This is a genomic window from uncultured Williamsia sp., assembly GCF_947494875.1.
GTDB lineage: Bacteria > Actinomycetota > Actinomycetes > Mycobacteriales > Mycobacteriaceae > Williamsia_A.
Map to the genome: position 1 here is coordinate 70,203 of NZ_CANLWM010000006.1, position 17,464 is coordinate 87,666.

The following is a 17,464-nucleotide window of genomic DNA, read 5'->3' on the forward strand; positions in this document are numbered from 1 at the left end:
GGCCATCACCGAGGAGATGCCATGAAGGTCATCGTCGACCGCACCAGATGCACCGGCCTGGGGATCTGTGAATCCCTCGCGCCCGCCTTCTTCGAGGTGAACGACGACGGCGACCTGGTTCTGCTCGAGGACGAGATCGAGCCCGGGGAACGGTCGGAGGTCGACGAGGCAGTCGCGGGGTGTCCCACCGAGGCACTCCGTATCGAGGAGTGAGCCGATGAGCACCACTGACCGACGACGGCTCGTCGTGGTCGGGGCCTCACTCGCCGGTCTCCGCGCGGTCGAGGCCGCGCGCAAGGCCGGGTTCGACGGTGAGATCGTCCTGATCGGTGCCGAACAACATCTGCCGTACGATCGCCCGCCCCTGTCGAAGGCGTTCCTGGAACCGGCCGACGCCGGCACGCCGGTGCCGGACCACCCGGTCTTGAGGTCCGAGGAGATGTTGATCTCGCAACTCGGGGTGCATCTCATGCTCGGTACACGCGCTACGGGTCTCGACACCGATCGACGGGTCGTGGTCACCGCCGCCGACGACGTCGCCTACGACCTCCTGATCATCGCGACCGGCGCTGGTGCGCGCGAACTACCCGGCACACAGGGGATCTCGGGAGTGCACAGCCTGCGTACCCTCGACGACGCCATCGCGGTGCGTGCCGCGCTGGACGACGGTGCGCGCACCGTGGTGGTCGGCGCCGGATTCATCGGGAGCGAGGTCGCGTCCACCGCGTCCAAGCGCGGTCTCGCGGTGACCGTCGTCGAAGCACAACCCACCCCACTCGTGCGGGCGATCGGGCCCGTCATGGGCGAGGCGATCGCATCCCTGCACCAGCGGAACGGCACCGCATTGCGCTGCGGAGTCGGGGTCGGCCGCATCGAGAGTGTCGGGACCGCGGAGTCCCGACGCGTGGACAGCGTCGTTCTCGAGGACGGTTCGACACTCCCCGCCGATCTCGTGGTCGTCGGGATCGGTACTGCTCCCGCCGTCGGGTGGTTGCGCGACTCGCCGCTGACCCTCGAGAACGGGATCGTCTGTGACGAGACCCTGTGGACCGGCGTGGAGGGAATCTACGCGGCCGGGGACGTGGCGAACTGGTACAACCCGCTTGTCGCTCGGCGTCAACGACTCGAGCACTGGACCAGTGCGGCCGAACAGGGCGCGGCCGCCGCGCGGAACGCGGTGGATCCGAACTCCGCGAGACCGTACTCCACCGTGCCCTACTTCTGGTCGGATTGGTACGACAGCCGAATCCAGTTCGTCGGGATCACCGATGCCGACGAGGTCGCGGTGGTGGACGGAGACACCGACGTCGCCGGCCGATGGGTTGCGCTCTATCGCACCGGGGACGCGCTGGCCGGTGCGCTCACCGTGAACGGACAGGCCGACATCATGAAGTACCGCGCCCAGATCGCGAAGGGGACGTCCTGGAGCGACGCGCTCCGGTTCGCCGAGAAGCGCAGAGTTCTCGCCGCGCGGTGAAGAACGGAGGTCGTCGGCGCTCAGGCGCTCCGGGCTGCGCTCCGTCGGGATGCGGCGGTACGGCTCGCGCGGGTTCGAGGCGAGTCGGCCGAGGTGATCGACTCGGCGGTGGACGGTGACGGCGACAACCCGGCTCGCACGAGCGTCTGTGCCGACGCGACGACGGAGTCGAGGGACCCGCGGCGCGGATTCCACCACTCCACCGCCCAGTTGAGGGCGCCCATGACGAGCATGCGCGCCACCCGCTGATCCAGGTCGGCGCGGATCATCCCGGCATCGGCGGCGTTCTTGAACAGCTTCCGCCACACCTCGCCGTACAGTGCCTCCTCGGACTTCTGCCGAGCGCTGATCTGTTCGGGTACCTGCCCGGAGTTGCGGATGGACGCGGTGGTGTAGTCGGAGATCTCCAACTCATGCCGTAGATGCGCCTCGACGGCGACCATGATGCGGTCCATCGCGTCGGCGTCCGGGTCGGCGGCGTCGAGCGCCGCGAGGACATGCTCACGCATCTCGGCGATACCGACCCACATGACCTCCTCGATCAGTTCCTCGCGCGACGGGAAGTAGTAGTAGATCGCCGGGGCCTGCAGTTCGGCGTACTCGGCGACGTCGGTGAGCCGGGTGCCAGAGTACCCCTTGATGCTGAGTACGTGGGCAGCCGCATCCAGGATCCGACCGCGGGTGCGCTCGGACTTCGTCTCCCGGGGACCGGTCGGTGTCGTCGGTCCCGCGGTGCGCCTTGCTGCCATCAGGCAATAGTAGGAGGTCGACCACCACCGCATCGAGCGACGAGCCGTGGGGTCGTGCTCACGATGCCGCCGGGAGGTATCGGTCGATGGACCGGTCGTTCTCCCTTCGTAGCCGGCCCTCGTCGACGAGCACCTCGGCGTGGGCCACCGCTTCGAGAACCGCGGTCCACTGCTGGTCGTCGGCAAGCTGATCGAGTGTCTGCTCACGGCGGGTCCATCGCATCCCCCGAGCGATGTCGAGTCCGGTCCGGCATCCGTCGTCGACGAGTTCGGCGACGGTGGCCAGGCGCCTGCGGTGGTGGTCGATGAGTTCGAGCGCTCGATCACCCGATGAGCCCCCGGGCGCGCCGTGTGCAGGCAGGAGGGTCGTGCGGGGCCGGTCCGCGATCAACCGCAACGAGGACAGATACGACTGGAGCGCAAGGCGGTCCGGTGCCCGCTCGTAGGCGATGGACGGGGTGATCCGCGGGAGGATGTGGTCGCCGCTGAACAGGAAACGGCCGTCGGCGTCCTCGAACGCGAGGTGCCCCCGGGTGTGGCCAGGCGTCGCGATCACGTCCAGACAGACCCCACCACAGTCGATCCCCTCGCCGCCGTCGAGGTACCGGGTGGGGTCGCCGTAGGCGATCCCCTGCTCGAACTCGGCGATCGGCCGCTCGTACATTTCCCGTGCCCGGATGGGATCACCGGCGCGCTCGAGGAGGGTCACCTGGTTTGGGAAGGCACCGTCGAGCTCGACCCAGGCGGCGATGCTGTGACGCTCACCGGAACCGACCGCCAACGGGATGTCGCGTCGGGTGGACATCGCGAACGCCGCGCTGTAGTGATCCCAGTGCGAGTGGGTGACGAGGATCTGTGACACCTCGTCGATCGACGTACCGATCTGAGACAGGCCCCGTGACAGGGCATCTCGCGTCTCCGGCGAGGCCCAGCCCGGATCGATGAGGGTCGTTCCCGAGGTCGAGGCGATCGCGTAGCAGTTCACGGATCGGAGCTCGGCCAGCGGGAGGGGGAGCGGGATGCGGGTGATCCTGTCGGAGATCGCATCCGAAGCATCGTCGTCACTCATCGCATCCTCCTCGGCCACAGCGCATTCACGCACGACACGGAATTAATTTAATATATGATAAAAATTGGCGGACAACTGCGATCAGGGAGTGATGTCATGGGTGGAGTCGTCGACAGGGTCATCGTCGTCACGGGGGCCGGTGGAGGGCTCGGCCGCGACTACGCGCGCCTCCTTGCGTCAGAGGGTGCACTGGTCGTCGTGAACGATCTCGGCGGCGCGCGCGACGGCAGCGGTGGCGGGTCGTCGATGGCCGACGCCGTGGTCGCGGAGATCACCGCCGACGGCGGTCGCGCGGTGGCCGACTACAACGACGTGTCCAGCGCGTCTGGAGGGGAAGCGTTGGTGCAGAACGCCATCGACTCATTCGGCGCGGTCCACGGGATCGTGAACAACGCGGGCATCCTCCGTGACGCCAGCTTCGCCAAGTCGACGCCGCAGGGATGGGACGCGGTGCTGCGGGTCCACCTCCACGGCAGTTTCCATGTCACCCGAGCGGCGTGGCCGCACCTGAGGGAACAGGGACACGGCCGCATCGTGATGGCCACGTCGACGAGTGGATTGTTCGGGAACTTCGGCCAGTACAACTACGCGGCGGCCAAGTCCGGGCTGATCGGTTTGACGAACACCCTCGCGATCGAGGGTGCACGGGCGAACATCATCGTGAACGCCATCGCGCCGATGGCTGCGACACGGATGACCGAGGACATCGCCCCGAGAGAACTTCTCGACTCCCTACCGCCCGCGTTCGTGTCGCCGGTGGTGGGCTATCTCATGACCGACGAGTGCGCCGAGAGCGGGTCGGTGCTGGTGGCCGGCGGCGGCTCGGTCTATCGCGTCGCCCAATTCGCCAACACGGGGGTCAGGTTCGATACGCCGCCGGCCGTGGACGACGTGGCGCGGAGATGGTCGGAGATCGTCGACATGTCCGTTGCGAGTCTGGGCGCAAACCCACTCGCCTGAGAAATTTATTCCAGATTTTAAAAATGCTTGCCCGCGGTCGGGGCGTCCCCTATCGTCAGCACCAGGCCAGAGCGCAATGCGAAGCCGGCCCTGTCCCAGAGCCCACCGCCGGCCGCGACTACAAGATCCTGAGCGGAGTGTCCAGATCTGATGTTGCTCAACGATTCCGCCCTGTTGACCGAGGCCCATCGGCCCGCTGACACCTCGGTCGAGATCCTCGAGGTCACCGTGGGACAACTCCTCGTCGACCGTGCCGCGACCCACGCCGACACGCTCGCGTTGGTGGGAACTCGGCATGGTGACCACGCGCCCGTCCGGCTGACCTACGCAGAACTGCTCGATGAGGCGCTCCGTGTGGCCACCGCGCTACGCACGATGGTCGAACCCGGCGCGTACGTGGCGATCTGGGCGCCGAACGTCGTCGAGTGGCCGGTCATCGAGTATGGGGCGGCGCTGGCAGGTGTGGTCCTTGTGGCACTCAATCCCGTCCTCCGGGCCGGTGAACTCGACTACGCGATCGGGCATTCCGGTGCGCAGGTGCTCCTCCACGCCGATCGCAGCCGCGAGTACGACATGTCCACGGTGGCGCAGGACTTGGCCGCGCACCACCCTGGCCTGACGCGGATCAGCCTGTCCGATCGCGAGCGGTGGCGGTCCGACGTGGTCGATCCGCGCGTCCTGGTGGAGGCGCCCACCGATCCGGATGCCGTCGTGATGCTGCAGTACACGTCAGGCACCACCTCCACGCCCAAAGGTGTCGTGCTCCGCCACCGATCGCTGGTGAACGTCGCTCGCCTGACGCTGGACGCCGTCGGTGTCGAGCGAGGTGCGGTCGCGGTCAACCCACTGCCCATGTTCCACACCGCGGCGTGCGTCATCGGCACACTCGGCCCGCTGTGGACAGGCGGCACCGTGGTGCTGGTCGAGCAGTTCGACCCCCGCACCGTCCTGGGACTGCTGCGCGCGGAGTCCGCCTCCGTCCTGTTCTACGTACCCGCGGTGCTGTCGGCCATCATCGAGGCCCAGCGCGGATCCGACGCGCCCGCTCCGCAACTCGCGGTGGTGATGGGTGGTGCCTCGACGGTGACCGCGCGGATGATCGCCGACGCCCGGGAACTCTTCGGAGCCTCGGTCATCAATCTCTACGGGATGACCGAGCTGTCACCGGTCGTCAGTGCGACGCGCCCCGACGACACGCAGGACGACCAGGTGGAGACCGTCGGGCGACCGCTCCCACAGGTGGAGTGCAAGATCGTCGACCCCGTCACCGGTGAGTCATGTGCCTGCGACGAGACCGGAGAGATCTGCGCCCGGGGGTACCAGCGGTTCGTGGAGTATCTGGACGATCCGGACGCGACTGCCGGCACCATCGATGCTGATGGCTTCGTCCATACCGGCGATCTGGGTGCGATGGACGCGCGCGGGTACCTGAGGATCACCGGCCGCCTGAAGGAGATGATCATCCGCGGCGGTGAGAACATCGCGCCTGCAGAGATCGAGACGTGCCTGGCGCGGCATCCGTCGGTGCTCTCCGCGACGGTCGTCGGGCTGCCCGACGAGCGTCTCGGCGAGGTGGTGGCGGCGGTCATCACGGTTCGCGGCGACGAACCCGTCGACCTGCGGGAACAACTCGTGGCTCATGTCCGCGAGCACCTGTCACCGCACAAGTGCCCGACGAGGTGGTTCATCGGGGATGAACTGCCCGTCACCCCGACCGGCAAGGTCCGCAAGTTCGAACTCGTGAGCAGGCTCGGTCGGGGCGAGTTCGGAGAGTTGCCCGACACCTGAGTGGAGATCGCGCTCGTCGGTGTGCCGCCGGCTGCACATCAGCAGTGGGCGTAGACATGACCCGCCGTCCCTGCGGGCACGAGCGCCCGGTCGCGCAGGATCGTGCGCACCGGCGTCCGTCGACACACGTCGCCGAACGAGCCACGCAGATTGTCGGTGTACTCGATGTCGAACACCGACGACCCATACACGTCCGACGCCGCGGAGCACTCGTCGTAGCGGTCGCACTCCTCGGTGACGGCGAAGTCGAAGCCGACGTCGACGCGACCGCGACGGGCGAGGTCGACGGCGTTCTTCTGCGCCACGACGAGCCCTGCGCGATGCGCGCGATCGACCAGCAGCCGAGCGAACGCCATCGCCGCGTCAGCCCCGAACGCACCGTCGGAACGGGTGTACGAGTCGAGGTTGTCGAGCTCGATCCCGGCGAAACCCGCTTGTGCACAACGGTCGACGACGTCACCGACCCGCGCGGCCGCCTGCGCCCTGCGAGCCGCTGTGCCGATGTCCAGGATGTTCTCGTCGGGCCAGTCGGGGTCGACGATCGGCCGGCCGTCGTCGCCGCGGACGAGCAGGTCGACCGGCCACCGGTCGCCCGGCTGGGTCTGGAAGGCGTTGACGTAGCAGACGGAGAACACCCCCGACGCCGGAGGCGCCGACGCGTCGCGCACCACGACGCGAGCTCCGGCGGGCACCACGGACTCCCCGCCGAGTTGGTAGTCGAACCCGCCGGTGGCGGGGATCGCGGACCGGCCGGCCGGCGTGGCGGAGCGCGTCGCGGTGGGGCCGCTGTGGCCGTCGTCCGGTGCCGCACAGCCCGCGACGACCACCGCGAGCAGCAGAGCGACCGCCGCCCTGCGGATCACTCGACGGCGACCTCGTCCCAGATGGTCATCAGTTCCTCCAGGATGTCGGTGGCCGTGTTCAGTGCGCTCAGGTGGCTGTCCCCGGGCAGCGTGTAGAACTTCGCGTCGGGCAGGCGGTTGGCGACGTGCTCGCCGTGGGCGTGCGGGATGATCCAGTCGGAGTCGCCGTGCCAGACCCGAACGGGGACAGTGATGTCGGCGAGGCGGAAGCCCCAGTCGCGGGCGAACACGATGATGTCCGACAGCGGTGCCTCCATCCGGTGCTTGCCGCCGTTGAGCAGGTCGTCGGCAAACATGGCGCGGAACTCCGGACGTGCGAGAAGCTGCCGGTCGGCGCGGTGGGAGATCATCCCGAACGCGGCGATCGCGGGGTCGGCGACCGGGCGCGCTACGCGCATGAGCGAGCTCAGCACCCGTCCGATGGGAGCGCCGGCCACCTCCAAGGTCCCGGAGAGTCGTTTGCCGAGCTCCATCGCTCCGCCGGAGATCGCGTCGGGCCCGACGGTGGGCGCGACGCCGCCGAGGACGGCGGCCGCGACCACCCGATCGGACAGCGCGTGCGCCACGCCGAGTGTGTACGGCCCGCCGCCCGACAGCCCGATCACGGCGAATCGGTCGATGCCGAGGTTGTCGGCGACGGTCCGGAGGTCGGCGGCGAACCCGACGACGTTGTCGTAGCGGTACTCGGTCGACGATCCGACGCCGGGCCGGTCGACACCCAGCAGGCGGACACCGTTCGTCGCCGCCCATCGACGGGCCTCGAGTGGGATCTGTCGCCGGGCGCCGGGTGTGCCGTGCAGCCAGAACACCGCGCGGCCCTGCGGGTCACCGAATTCGGCGAAACCCATGCGGCGGCGGCCCTCCCCGACGGCCACCGATCCCTCGATCTGGGGACGGTCGATCTCGATCATGAGAACCACTATTCCACCCGCACCGAGCGATTGATCGGGAACGGGGGTACCCGAGGATTGCGGTCCGCAGCTGTCCGCGATCACCGGCACGATCAGCCGCGTCGTCCGCACCCATGTCAGGAGCCCCCGTGAACCTCGCATCCATCCGCATCATCACCGCCGACGTCGACCGCCTGGTCGGCTTCTACGAGATGCTGACCGGCGTCACCGCCGACCGGCCCGCACCGGTGTTCGCCGAGATCGTCACCGCGGCGGGCACGCTCGCGATCGGCGACCAGGCGACCGTCGCGCTGTTCGGTGAGGGATCGGCGCACCCTGCCGACAACCGCTCGGTGATCATCGAGTTCATGGTCGCCGACGTCGACGCCGAGTACGACCGCCTGGAAGGTCGTCTCGACGCGGTCGTGCAGGTCCCGACGACGATGCCGTGGGGCAATCGCTCGCTGCTCGTCCGCGACCCGGACGGGAATCTCGTCAACCTGTTCGCGCCGGTCACGGCGGACGCGATCGCTCGTCAGGAGCGCTGAGGCGCCGCGGCGCGCAGAAGTCGCGGGCGACGCGCGAAATGCGCAGAAGTCGCGGTTACGCACTCAAGCGTGACTGTGACCGTCGACACCTCGACGCTTCGTGGGTAGCGGAGATCACTCCGGCAGTTCACGGAAGCGACGGTATCGACATGCTTGTGGCACTCGGCCTCCTGATGGTGGTCACCTTCATGGCCCTCATCATCACCAAGCGAGCGACCCCGGTGGTCGCCCTCCTCCTGGTCCCGGTGGCGTTCGGCCTGTTCGCCGGCGCGGGCCTCGGCATCAGCGACATGATCACCGACGGGATCAAGGACCTGGCCCCGACGGCGGCGATGCTCTTCTTCGCCATCGTCTTCTTCGGGATCATGATCGACGTCGGACTCTTCGACCCGGTGGTCCGCGGGGTCGTGAAGCTCGTCCGCGACGACCCGGCCAAGCTCGTGGTCGGCACCGCGGTGCTGGCGATGGTCGTCTCCCTCGACGGCGACGGTTCGACCACCTTCATCATCACCACCTCGGCGCTGCTGCCGCTGTACCTGAAGCTCGGTGTGAGTCCGGTGGTGCTGACCGTCGTCGCCGGCCTGTCGAACGCGACGATGAACATCCTCCCGTGGGGCGGGCCGACCGCCCGGGCCGCGTCGGCGCTGAAGATCTCGCCGTCGGAGGTGTTCGTCCCGATGATCCCGTCGCTGGTCGTCGGCCTCGTCATCGTGCTGCTGTTCGCCTACCACCTCGGTGTCCTCGAGCGTCGTCGCATCGGCAAGATCGAGATCCGCGAGTCGGTGCTGGCCCGTTCGGGCGGCGGAACCGGTTCGGGCGTCGCCGTTCTCGACGGCCCCGGCACCGGAACCGTTCCCCCGGCGCGCCTGTCGGGCTCGGCCGACATCTCTCTCGACGACGACTCGACCGACAACGCCTCCGACACCGGCTTCACCGCCGGCACGCTCGACCCGAACCGCCCGACGCTGCGTCCGAAGCTCCTGTGGTTCAACGCTGCCCTGACGATCGGCCTGCTGGCCGTCCTCGGCATGGACGTCATCTCGATCCCGGTGCTGTTCATGATCGCCGCGGGCATCGCCCTCGTCGTGAACTTCCCGCAGGTGAAGGACCAGTCGGCCGCCATCACACGGCATTCGTCGTCGATCGTCGCCGTCGTCTCGATGGTGCTGGCCGCCGCCGTGCTGACCGGCGTCTTCTCGGGCACCGGCATGGTCGAGGCGATCGCCGACTGGCTGACCAGCATCCTGCCGACGTTCCTCGGGCCGCACCTGGCGATCGTGATCGGTCTGCTCTCCATCCCGTTCACGTTCTTCATGACCAACGACGCGTTCTACTTCGGCATGCTCCCGGTGCTGTCCGAGACGGCGCAGAAGTACGGCATCGACCCGGCCGAGGTCGCCCGGGCCTCCATCACCGGCCAGCCGGTGCACATGCAGAGCCCGCTGGTCCCGGCGATCCTGCTGCTGGTCGCGCTGGCCGGTGTCTCCCTGGCCGACCACCACAAGAAGGTGCTGTGGCGGGCGTGCCTGGTGTCGGTGGCGATGCTGGGAGTCGGCGTGCTGGTCGGTTCCATCCCGTTCTGACGGGCGTGACTCCCGAGTCACCTCACGGCATCCGCCGGATCGCGTCGTCGCGGTCCGGCGGATGCCTACTGTTGTCGGGTGCAGGCCGGCCACGTGGGATCGCGACACGCATGAGGCTGCGCACCCAGGTCCTGCTCCTGCAGATCGTCGTGATCCTGCTCAGCCTCGGCGTCGGGTTCGGCGTCCTGATCGCGGGGTCGGGGGACCGGCTCCGCGACGAGTACGCGCAACGCGCGCTCGCCATCGCACGCTCGGTCGCGAGCGATCCCCAGGTCCGCGAGGAGACCACCCGCTATTCGACGGACGTCGCGTCCCCTCTGACGCCGACCCGTGCTGTGCTGGAAGCCTCGGCGCTGCAACGACAGTCGCAGACAATCGCCGCCCGGACGGGCGCTCTGTTCGTCGTCGTCGCCAACGACCGCGGCATCCGGCTGGCGCATCCGGAGCCCGATCAGATCGGCGGCCCGCTGTCCACCGATCCCCGACGTGCTCTGTCCGGCCAGGAGGATCTGTCCACCGACCGCGGCACCCTCGGCGAGTCGGTCCGGGCGAAGACACCGGTCTACGCCGACGACGGACGGGTCGTCGGACTCGTGAGCGTCGGCATCTCGACCGAGCGGGTACGCAAGGACGTCCGCGGCGACCTGCTGACGACCGCCGGGATCGCCGCGGGTGCACTCCTGGTGGGTGTCATCGGGTCGATCGCCCTCTCGCGGCGGTGGCGTCGTCTGACCCTCGGGTTGGAGCCGGACCAACTGTCGGAACTGGTGCGGGAGCAGGAGGCCGTCCTGCACTCGGTGGGCGACGGGGTGTTGGCGGTCGACGCGAGCGGGGTTGTGCGCGTCGTCAACGACCGTGCCCGCGGACTCCTCGCTCTCTCCGGGGACGTCGGCGACCGCGTCGAGGACATCGGGCTGACACCGCGCGTCCTCGAGGTCGCCCGCGAGCCGGTCGAGACGGCCCGCGCCGCGGCCGTGGGGGATCGCATCGTGCTGGTCTCGTCGCGCCGGGTCCGCCGCGACGGTCGGGATCTCGGACTGGTGGTGTCCGTCGTCGACCGCACCGACGTCGAGGGCCTCACCCGCGAGGTCGCGTCGATCAAGGCGATGACAGATGCGTTGCGGGCGCAACGGCACGAGTCCGCCAACCGAATCCATGTGGTGTCCGGGCTGATCCGTCAGGGTCGTGCCGACGCCGCCCTCGAGTACCTCGACGAGGTGGCCGGCACCGGACGGTTCGCGATCGACGTCCCCGGACTGGACAACGTCGCGGAGCCGCACCTGCACGCGTTCCTCGACGCGAAGGCCGCCGCGGCGCGCGAACACGGTGTGACGCTGACCCTGGGGCCCCAGACCTGGATCGACGGTGAGCTCGTCAGCCCAGTCGACGTCGTCACGATCGTGGGCAACCTCGTCGACAACGCGATCGACGCCGCACGGGAGGGATCGCGGGAACCGCGGGTGGTGGAGGTGGAGATCGTGGCCGAGGGCGACACCGTCCTCGTCACCGTCGCCGACAGCGGCGACGGCATCGGCGGCCTTCGGCTCGGCGCCGACGCCGCGATGGCCGCCGACCCGCAGTCGGTGTTCGTCGAGGGCGTGACGTCGCACGCCGACCCGACGGTTCCGGGTGGTCGGGGGATGGGTCTCGCGTTGTCGCGGCAGTCGGCGCGGGGGCACGGTGGCGACGTGGTGATCGGCGACCCCGGCGGCGCGGTCGGGCCGGAGAACCCGCTGGGCGGTGCGATCATGGTCGCGCGGATCCCCGGGGTGTTGCGAGGTGGTGGTTGATGGCGCGCACGCCGATCCGAGTCCTCGTCGTCGACGACGACTTCCGTGTCGCCGCCCTGCACGCGTCCATCGTCGACGCGGTGATCGGGTTCGAGACGGTGGCTCGCGCGGGCAGCATCGCGCAGGCACGCACGGCGGTCGCCGAGTCCGGCGACGTCGATCTCGCCCTGGTCGACGTGCACCTGCCCGACGGGTCGGGCATCGAGCTCATCCGCGAGCTCCGGTGCGACGCCTTCGTCGTGACAGCCGAGGACAGCGCCACCGCGCTGCGTCATGCCGTCACCGCCGGAGCGATGGCGTACCTGATCAAGCCGTTCGAGAACACCGAGCTCGCGCGTCGACTCGCGGGCTACGCGCAGTACCGGCGGATCGTCGAGGTGCCGACGGTGACGCAGTCGCAGGTGGATTCGGCGATGGGTGCGGTGCGTGGCGAGCGCCCGCAGGCGTCGCGCGGGTCGGAGGTGTCGCAGACCGAGAAGGCGATCCTCGCCGCCGTCGCCGGACACGACGGTCCGATGGTGGCCGACCAGATCGCGGAGGCGGTCGGGATCTCTCCCCCCACCGCGCGTCGTCATCTCGCCGGCCTCGTCGCCGACGGCCGCCTCGAGATGGCGCTCCGGTACGGGACCACCGGAAGGCCGAAGCAGGAATACAAGATAGTGAACTCTGCGTAGGGGTCACGGGGATGGGGGATCGGGGGCCGTTAGGGGATTCGGGGCAGACCCCTACACCTGTTGGGTAGGGGGTTCGAATGTCTGGTGGGCCTCGCCGGCGCGGTGTTTGCTTTCGGTCATGACCTACACCACACGCATCGCCCGCATCACCGCTCTCACCGGATCTGCCGTCGCCGCAGGTGCTTTCGCTGCTGTCTTGATCGCTTCCCCGGCGTCGGCCGACTCGCTCGGCACCGTGCTGACCAACGGTTCACAGCAGCTGGGCACCGCCCTCACCAACGGCTCACAGCAGCTGGGCACCGCGGGCACGAACGCGGGTTCGCAGCTGGGTACGGCGGGCACGAACGGTCAGACTCAGCTGGGTACCGCGGGCACGAACGCCGGCTCGCAGCTCGGTACGGCCGGAACGAACGGTCAGACTCAGCTCGGTACCGCGGGCACGAACGCGGGTTCGCAGTTGGGTACAGCCGGCACGAACGCGCTGCGCCAGCTCGGGTCGTTCCTCGGCGGCCGCTGACCCCTCGTCCACCTCACCGCCCGGTGTCGCACCCCACGCGACACCGGGCGGTCTCGCGTTCCCGCGACCCTTCCCGTCGTTCTCGCGACCGCTCCCGCATCGCGCGACCGTCCCACGGGTAGCCGGGGTCAGGGACGGTCGCGGGTGCGCAGCGCCCGCTGTCAGCCGCCCGATCGACCGATCCGATCGAGTGCGGCAAGGTCGTCGTCGTCGAGGGCGACGGCTGCGCGGGCAACGTTCTCCCGGAGGTGCGCGACCGACGACGTACCCGGGATCACCAGGATGTTCGGCGACCGTTGCAGGAGCCAGGCGAGGGAGATCGCGATCGGCGTCGAGTGCTTCGCAGTCGCCACCTCCACGAGATCGTCGGCCTGGACGGGCGTGAAACCGCCGAGAGGGAAGAACGGGACGTACGCGATCCTCGCGTCGTGGAGTTCGTCGATCAGGTCGTCGTCGTGGCGGAACGCCAGGTTGTACATGTTCTGGACGCAGACGATCGGCCCGAGGCGCCGCGCCTCCTCCACCTGCGCGGCGGTCACGTTGCTCACGCCGAGATGACGGATGAGGCCCTCCTCGCGGAGGGCGAGCACGGTCTCGAACGGCCGGGCGAGCGAACCCTCCTGGGGCCCGGTCGCGTCGCCCATCCGCAGGTTGACAACGTCGAGGGCGTCGACGCCGAGCGCGTCGAGGTTGTCGTGCACGGCCCGACGGATCTCGTCGGGCTCTCTGGCCGTCGGCCAGTTCCCGGCGGCGTCGCGCGTGGCCCCGACCTTCGTCGCGATGTGCAGCGATGCGGGGTAGGGGTGCAGTGCTTCGCGGATCAGGTCGTTGACGACGCGCGGGCCGTAGACGTCCGCGGTGTCGATGTGGGTGATCCCTAGTTCGACCGCGGCGCGCAGCACATCGAGTGCGCCCCCACGGTCCGCCGGCGGGCCGAGGACGCCGGGGCCGGTCAGCTGCATCGCCCCGTATCCGAATCGGGTGACGGTGAGGTCCCCCAGATGCCAGGTGTCGCCGGGGAGCGAGGTCTGTCGGGTCGTCATGAGTTCTCCTTCGCACGGTCTTCCGTCGCACTGCGACCAGCACGATCGTCGCCCGCTAACATCCCATCGGGAAGTAGGTACCTGAGAGTGCGTTACTCACCACGATCGCGAGGAGGCGGTGAACCATGGCGACGATGACGGCAGCGCAGAAGCGCAGCAGGGCGAAGGTCGAGTACGACGCGTTCCTCGCCGGATGCCCGAGTCGTGATCTGCTGGAACGCATCTCGAACAAGTGGGTGGCGCTCGTGATAGCGGGCCTCGCGGGGACCGGCCCGTGCGGTGGCGACGGACCGACGGCGATGCGGTACTCGGAGTTGTCGCGGTTGCTCGCGGGGATCAGTCCCAAGATGCTGACGCAGACGTTGCGCACCCTTGAGCGGGACGGGCTGGTGTCCCGCACCGTCGTCCCCACGGTCCCGGTGACGGTGTCCTACGAGCTGACACCTCTCGGGCTGTCGCTGAACGGCGTGATCAGTGCGGTCAAGACGTGGGCACAGGACAACATGGACGACGTCTTCGCCGCGCGCGCTGAGCACGACCGCGCGTGAGCGGTGCCCCCAGTAGGGCTCGAACCTACGACCTGCGGATTAAAAGTCCGTAGCTCTACCAACTGAGCTATAGGGGCTGGTGGCCTCGAAAGGCCCACTGACCGCAGGAGTCTACAGACCTCAGCGGCCCGAGCAGTCGCCGCGTGCGCCGTGTTTCGCGGCGTGGATCTGTTCTTTGGTGAGCGCGGGGACGGTCAACGGCATGCGGGTTCCGTCGGCGCGGATGGAGTCGAGCAGGAGTGACAGGTAGCGACGCCAGGTGCCCGGCACCGACGCTTCCGTGAGGTCGGCGATGGACCGCAGCATGCAGAAGATCGCGAAGAAGTCGCTCTCGGCGATGTCCTCCCGGAGGACGCCGGTCACGCGCCCACGCTCGAACACGGCGTCGACCGACGAGGTCAGCGACTGCTTGGCGGCCTCGACCGACGCCGCGCACGGGTCGACGCGCAACATGACGGCGGCGAGCCCCCTGTCGGTGGCCATGGACTCGCTGACGAACGTGACCAAGTCGACGATCCCCTCCCACGCGTCGTCGGCGTCGAGGGCTTTCTGGACGCGAGTCTGCACGTGACCGAAGTGCTCGGTCACGATCGCCTCGAGCAACTCGTCACGGTTGGCGAATCGTCGGTAGACCGTCCCGACACCGACCCCCGCATGGGCGGCGATGTCGTCGAGCGTGACGTCAGGGCCCCTCTGCGCGAACAGCTCTCGCGCGGCGTCGAGGATGCGCAACCGGTTGCGCTCGGCGTCCGCGCGCAACGGCTTGGAGGAGGTGTCGGCGGACGGCGTCGTTGCCGACCGCGAGTCAACCGTGGTCATGCTCACAGTCTAACAAGTGGAGACAAGTTCTCCGGTTGGTGTTACCGTTCTCACCAAGCGGAGGACATGCCTCCGCATAGGCCTTCTGAGAATCGCAGGTATCCACATGACGACGAGTTCTGTGACCGACGCCCCGACGGGCGTCCCGGAGACAGGTGAGGAGCGGCACCACCGGCTGCGGTGGCTGGTGCTGGGGGTCCTCGCACTGGCGCAGCTGATGGTGGTTCTCGACGTGACCATCGTGAACATCGCGCTCCCGCACGCCCAGCAGTCGCTCGGGTTCAACGACGCCGACCGCCAATGGGTGGTCACCGCATATGCACTCGCCTTCGGCAGCCTTCTGCTGCTGGGTGGGCGACTGTCCGACCTGTGGGGACGTCGCACGACGTTCACCATCGGACTGGCCGGGTTCGCCGTGATGTCGGCGGTCGGCGGCGCGGCGGTCAACTTCGAGATGCTGGTGATCGCCCGTGCCGGGCAAGGTGTATTCGGTGCCCTGCTCGCGCCGGCGGCCCTGTCGTTGCTGACCACGACGTTCACCGACCCGGCGGAACGGGGACGCGCGTTCGGCATCTTCGGCGCGATCGCCGGTGGTGGAGGTGCGCTGGGTCTGCTCCTCGGCGGCGCCCTCACCGAGTGGGTCGACTGGCGGTGGTGCCTCTACGTCAACCTGGTGATCGCCGTGATCGCGCTCATCGGTGCCTTCTCGGTCATCGGCAAGCAGCGCAGCGAGAACCGGCCCCGGCTCGACATCCCGGGCGTGATCACCGTGTCTGCGGCACTGTTCTCGATCGTCTACGGCTTCTCGAACGCTGAGCACAACGGCTGGGGTGACTGGGCGACCATCACCTGGCTGGTGGCCGGAGCCGTGCTCCTCGCGGTGTTCCTGCGGCTGCAGACCCGCACCGCGCACGCCCTGCTGCCGCTGCGGATCGTCCTCGACCGCACCCGCGGCGGCGCGTACATGACCGTCTTCATCGCGGGGATCGGGATGTTCGGGATCTTCTTGTTCCTGACCTACTACCTGCAGCAGAACCTCGGCTTCACACCAATCAAGACCGGGCTGGCGTTCCTGCCGATGATCGGTGGCCTGGTGCTCACGGCGACGACCTCGACCTCGGTGATCCTGCCGCGGTTCGGCCCGCGGTGGCTGATGGCCGGCGGCATGCTGGTCGCGGCGGCCGGCATCACGCTGCTGACGCAACTGTCCACAGACAGCACCTATGTCGCGCACATCCTGCCCGGATTGGTCGTCACCGGTATGGGCATGGGCGCCGCGATGGCACCGGCCATGCAGGGCGCGATCTCGGGTGTCTCGCCCGACGACGCGGGTGTCGCCTCGGCGACGGTCAACACCATGCAGCAGGTGGGTGGCTCGGTCGGCACGGCGCTGCTGAGCACCATCGCGTCGAGCGCACTCACCGGCTATCTCGCCGATCACCCGGCCAGTGGCGGGGCCGCCGCGATGCAGCTCGCCCAGACAGCGGCGGTGCACAGCTACACGACGTCGTTCATGTGGGTCGCGGTCATCTTCGCGATCGGCGGCGTGCTGGCCGCCGTCGTGGTGCGGCCCGGGAAGCTGCCGGCGACGCCGGAGGGCGCGGTCGCCGTCCACGCCTGATCCGATCGACAACAGGACCCGGGGTCGCTGTGGCGGCCCCGGGCCCTGTGGCCAGCGGATTTGAGAAAATTCCGGCCCATGTCCTAAGCTCGTCTAGCTCCCCACGGAGATACTGGCCCCCTTCGTTTAGCGGCCTAGGACGCCGCCCTTTCAAGGCGGTAGCGCGGGTTCGAATCCCGTAGGGGGTACGCCATCCGGCGTTCGAGGTGACATCTCGGAGACGCCGGACAGCGTGCTGTACACGCAAGGCCCTGTGGCGCAGTTGGTTAGCGCGCCGCCCTGTCACGGCGGAGGTCGCGGGTTCGAGTCCCGTCAGGGTCGCCAGATTTCTGGTGATCAACCGGAAGTCGGTGCAATCGCACCATCCGGCCAGGTAGCTCAGTTGGTACGAGCGTCCGCCTGAAAAGCGGAAGGTCGTCGGTTCGATCCCGACTCTGGCCACTACTTCGTCGGCGCTAATTTCTGCGGCCAGCGCGAGTCTGCGGACCGATTGAGTCGCTTGCAAGGTCTTATGTGACCGCCCCG

General features: G+C 68.7%; 17 protein-coding genes and 4 tRNA genes. 14 read left to right on the forward strand and 7 right to left on the reverse strand.

What is annotated here, in order from left to right; translation table 11 throughout:
• The first annotated feature begins 21 nt into the window (after positions 1-21).
• Both Q1A98_RS14600 and Q1A98_RS14605 read left to right on the forward strand, forming a co-directional pair.
• On the forward strand, positions 22-213 hold the full coding sequence (locus Q1A98_RS14600) for a ferredoxin (protein ID WP_299574876.1): 192 nt from the start codon (positions 22-24) through the stop codon (positions 211-213).
• 4 nt (positions 214-217) lie between these two features.
• A complete protein-coding gene (locus tag Q1A98_RS14605) occupies positions 218-1,477 on the forward strand; it encodes an NAD(P)/FAD-dependent oxidoreductase (protein WP_299574879.1) in 1,260 nt (419 codons plus the stop codon).
• A 20-nt stretch (positions 1,478-1,497) separates the two neighbouring features.
• On the opposite strand, the gene Q1A98_RS14610 is transcribed toward Q1A98_RS14605, so the two are convergent.
• Positions 1,498-2,226, reverse strand: a complete 729-nt coding sequence (locus Q1A98_RS14610) for a TetR/AcrR family transcriptional regulator (RefSeq protein WP_299574881.1) — start codon at positions 2,224-2,226, stop codon at positions 1,498-1,500.
• A gap of 58 nt (positions 2,227-2,284) precedes the next feature.
• Positions 2,285-3,295 (reverse strand): MBL fold metallo-hydrolase, encoded by a 1,011-nt coding sequence (locus Q1A98_RS14615; RefSeq protein ID WP_299574883.1) that lies wholly within the window; start codon positions 3,293-3,295, stop codon positions 2,285-2,287.
• A gap of 96 nt (positions 3,296-3,391) precedes the next feature.
• On the opposite strand from Q1A98_RS14615, the gene Q1A98_RS14620 reads away from it, so the two are divergent.
• Positions 3,392-4,255 carry an SDR family NAD(P)-dependent oxidoreductase gene (locus Q1A98_RS14620; protein WP_299574885.1) on the forward strand — a complete coding sequence of 288 codons (864 nt, stop codon included), beginning with the start codon at positions 3,392-3,394 and terminating at the stop codon, positions 4,253-4,255.
• 150 nt (positions 4,256-4,405) lie between these two features.
• Positions 4,406-6,043 carry an AMP-binding protein gene (locus Q1A98_RS14625; RefSeq protein ID WP_299574887.1) on the forward strand — a complete coding sequence of 546 codons (1,638 nt, stop codon included), beginning with the start codon at positions 4,406-4,408 and terminating at the stop codon, positions 6,041-6,043.
• Between the two features lie 38 nt (positions 6,044-6,081).
• On the opposite strand, the gene Q1A98_RS14630 is transcribed toward Q1A98_RS14625, so the two are convergent.
• Both Q1A98_RS14630 and Q1A98_RS14635 read right to left on the reverse strand, forming a co-directional pair.
• A complete protein-coding gene (locus Q1A98_RS14630; protein ID WP_299574889.1) occupies positions 6,082-6,906 on the reverse strand; it encodes an endo alpha-1,4 polygalactosaminidase in 825 nt (274 codons plus the stop codon).
• Positions 6,903-7,817, reverse strand: coding sequence for an alpha/beta hydrolase (locus tag Q1A98_RS14635; RefSeq protein ID WP_299574891.1), 915 nt, complete (start codon positions 7,815-7,817; stop codon positions 6,903-6,905). Before Q1A98_RS14635 ends, Q1A98_RS14630 begins: the two co-directional genes overlap by 4 nt.
• 128 nt (positions 7,818-7,945) lie before the next feature.
• On the opposite strand from Q1A98_RS14635, the gene Q1A98_RS14640 reads away from it, so the two are divergent.
• From Q1A98_RS14640 to Q1A98_RS14660, 5 genes are all read left to right on the forward strand, one after another.
• On the forward strand, positions 7,946-8,344 hold the full coding sequence (locus Q1A98_RS14640; RefSeq protein WP_299574893.1) for a VOC family protein: 399 nt from the start codon (positions 7,946-7,948) through the stop codon (positions 8,342-8,344).
• Positions 8,345-8,493: 149 nt separating this feature from the next.
• Complete coding sequence (locus Q1A98_RS14645) at positions 8,494-9,927, forward strand: citrate:proton symporter (protein WP_299574896.1); 1,434 nt, start codon at positions 8,494-8,496, stop codon at positions 9,925-9,927.
• Positions 9,928-10,037: 110 nt separating this feature from the next.
• A complete protein-coding gene (locus tag Q1A98_RS14650) occupies positions 10,038-11,717 on the forward strand; it encodes a sensor histidine kinase (protein WP_299574898.1) in 1,680 nt (559 codons plus the stop codon).
• Positions 11,717-12,391, forward strand: coding sequence for a response regulator (locus tag Q1A98_RS14655; protein ID WP_299574901.1), 675 nt, complete (start codon positions 11,717-11,719; stop codon positions 12,389-12,391). The genes Q1A98_RS14650 and Q1A98_RS14655 overlap by 1 nt, the downstream gene beginning before the upstream one ends.
• A 118-nt stretch (positions 12,392-12,509) precedes the next feature.
• Entirely contained in the window at positions 12,510-12,908 is a 399-nt protein-coding gene (locus tag Q1A98_RS14660; protein ID WP_299574904.1) for a hypothetical protein, read from the forward strand.
• 161 nt (positions 12,909-13,069) lie between these two features.
• On the opposite strand, the gene Q1A98_RS14665 is transcribed toward Q1A98_RS14660, so the two are convergent.
• Positions 13,070-13,951 (reverse strand): oxidoreductase, encoded by an 882-nt coding sequence (locus Q1A98_RS14665; protein ID WP_299574906.1) that lies wholly within the window; start codon positions 13,949-13,951, stop codon positions 13,070-13,072.
• Between the two features lie 125 nt (positions 13,952-14,076).
• Between Q1A98_RS14665 and Q1A98_RS14670 the strand changes: the two genes are divergently transcribed.
• Positions 14,077-14,499, forward strand: a complete 423-nt coding sequence (locus Q1A98_RS14670; RefSeq protein ID WP_299574909.1) for a helix-turn-helix domain-containing protein — start codon at positions 14,077-14,079, stop codon at positions 14,497-14,499.
• Between the two features lie 4 nt (positions 14,500-14,503).
• On the opposite strand, the gene Q1A98_RS14675 is transcribed toward Q1A98_RS14670, so the two are convergent.
• A tRNA-Lys gene (locus tag Q1A98_RS14675) sits at positions 14,504-14,576 on the reverse strand.
• Between the two features lie 43 nt (positions 14,577-14,619).
• Positions 14,620-15,318, reverse strand: coding sequence for a TetR/AcrR family transcriptional regulator (locus Q1A98_RS14680; protein ID WP_299574911.1), 699 nt, complete (start codon positions 15,316-15,318; stop codon positions 14,620-14,622).
• Positions 15,319-15,424: 106 nt separating this feature from the next.
• On the opposite strand from Q1A98_RS14680, the gene Q1A98_RS14685 reads away from it, so the two are divergent.
• From Q1A98_RS14685 to Q1A98_RS14700, 4 genes are all read left to right on the forward strand, one after another.
• The gene (locus Q1A98_RS14685; protein WP_299574913.1) at positions 15,425-16,939 is read left to right on the forward strand and encodes a DHA2 family efflux MFS transporter permease subunit; all 1,515 of its coding nucleotides are present in this window, start codon (positions 15,425-15,427) and stop codon (positions 16,937-16,939) included.
• A 115-nt stretch (positions 16,940-17,054) separates the two neighbouring features.
• A tRNA-Glu gene (locus Q1A98_RS14690) sits at positions 17,055-17,127 on the forward strand.
• A 59-nt stretch (positions 17,128-17,186) separates the two neighbouring features.
• Positions 17,187-17,263: transfer RNA gene (locus tag Q1A98_RS14695), tRNA-Asp, on the forward strand.
• 43 nt (positions 17,264-17,306) lie between these two features.
• A tRNA-Phe gene (locus tag Q1A98_RS14700) sits at positions 17,307-17,380 on the forward strand.
• Positions 17,381-17,464 lie beyond the last annotated feature (84 nt).

Excerpts from the sequence above, each read along its gene's own strand:
- Q1A98_RS14600 (WP_299574876.1), top strand. The coding sequence starts at position 22 with ATGAAGGTCATCGTCGACCGCACCAGATGCACCGGCCTGGGGATCTGT.
- Q1A98_RS14605 (WP_299574879.1), top strand. The coding sequence starts at position 218 with ATGAGCACCACTGACCGACGACGGCTCGTCGTGGTCGGGGCCTCACTC.
- Q1A98_RS14610 (WP_299574881.1), bottom strand. The coding sequence starts at position 2,226 with ATGGCAGCAAGGCGCACCGCGGGACCGACGACACCGACCGGTCCCCGG.
- Q1A98_RS14615 (WP_299574883.1), bottom strand. The coding sequence starts at position 3,295 with ATGAGTGACGACGATGCTTCGGATGCGATCTCCGACAGGATCACCCGC.
- Q1A98_RS14620 (WP_299574885.1), top strand. The coding sequence starts at position 3,392 with ATGGGTGGAGTCGTCGACAGGGTCATCGTCGTCACGGGGGCCGGTGGA.
- Q1A98_RS14625 (WP_299574887.1), top strand. The coding sequence starts at position 4,406 with ATGTTGCTCAACGATTCCGCCCTGTTGACCGAGGCCCATCGGCCCGCT.
- Q1A98_RS14635 (WP_299574891.1), bottom strand. The coding sequence starts at position 7,817 with ATGATCGAGATCGACCGTCCCCAGATCGAGGGATCGGTGGCCGTCGGG.
- Q1A98_RS14645 (WP_299574896.1), top strand. The coding sequence starts at position 8,494 with ATGCTTGTGGCACTCGGCCTCCTGATGGTGGTCACCTTCATGGCCCTC.
- Q1A98_RS14650 (WP_299574898.1), top strand. The coding sequence starts at position 10,038 with ATGAGGCTGCGCACCCAGGTCCTGCTCCTGCAGATCGTCGTGATCCTG.
- Q1A98_RS14655 (WP_299574901.1), top strand. The coding sequence starts at position 11,717 with ATGGCGCGCACGCCGATCCGAGTCCTCGTCGTCGACGACGACTTCCGT.
- Q1A98_RS14660 (WP_299574904.1), top strand. The coding sequence starts at position 12,510 with ATGACCTACACCACACGCATCGCCCGCATCACCGCTCTCACCGGATCT.
- Q1A98_RS14665 (WP_299574906.1), bottom strand. The coding sequence starts at position 13,951 with ATGACGACCCGACAGACCTCGCTCCCCGGCGACACCTGGCATCTGGGG.
- Q1A98_RS14670 (WP_299574909.1), top strand. The coding sequence starts at position 14,077 with ATGGCGACGATGACGGCAGCGCAGAAGCGCAGCAGGGCGAAGGTCGAG.
- Q1A98_RS14680 (WP_299574911.1), bottom strand. The coding sequence starts at position 15,318 with ATGACCACGGTTGACTCGCGGTCGGCAACGACGCCGTCCGCCGACACC.
- Q1A98_RS14685 (WP_299574913.1), top strand. The coding sequence starts at position 15,425 with ATGACGACGAGTTCTGTGACCGACGCCCCGACGGGCGTCCCGGAGACA.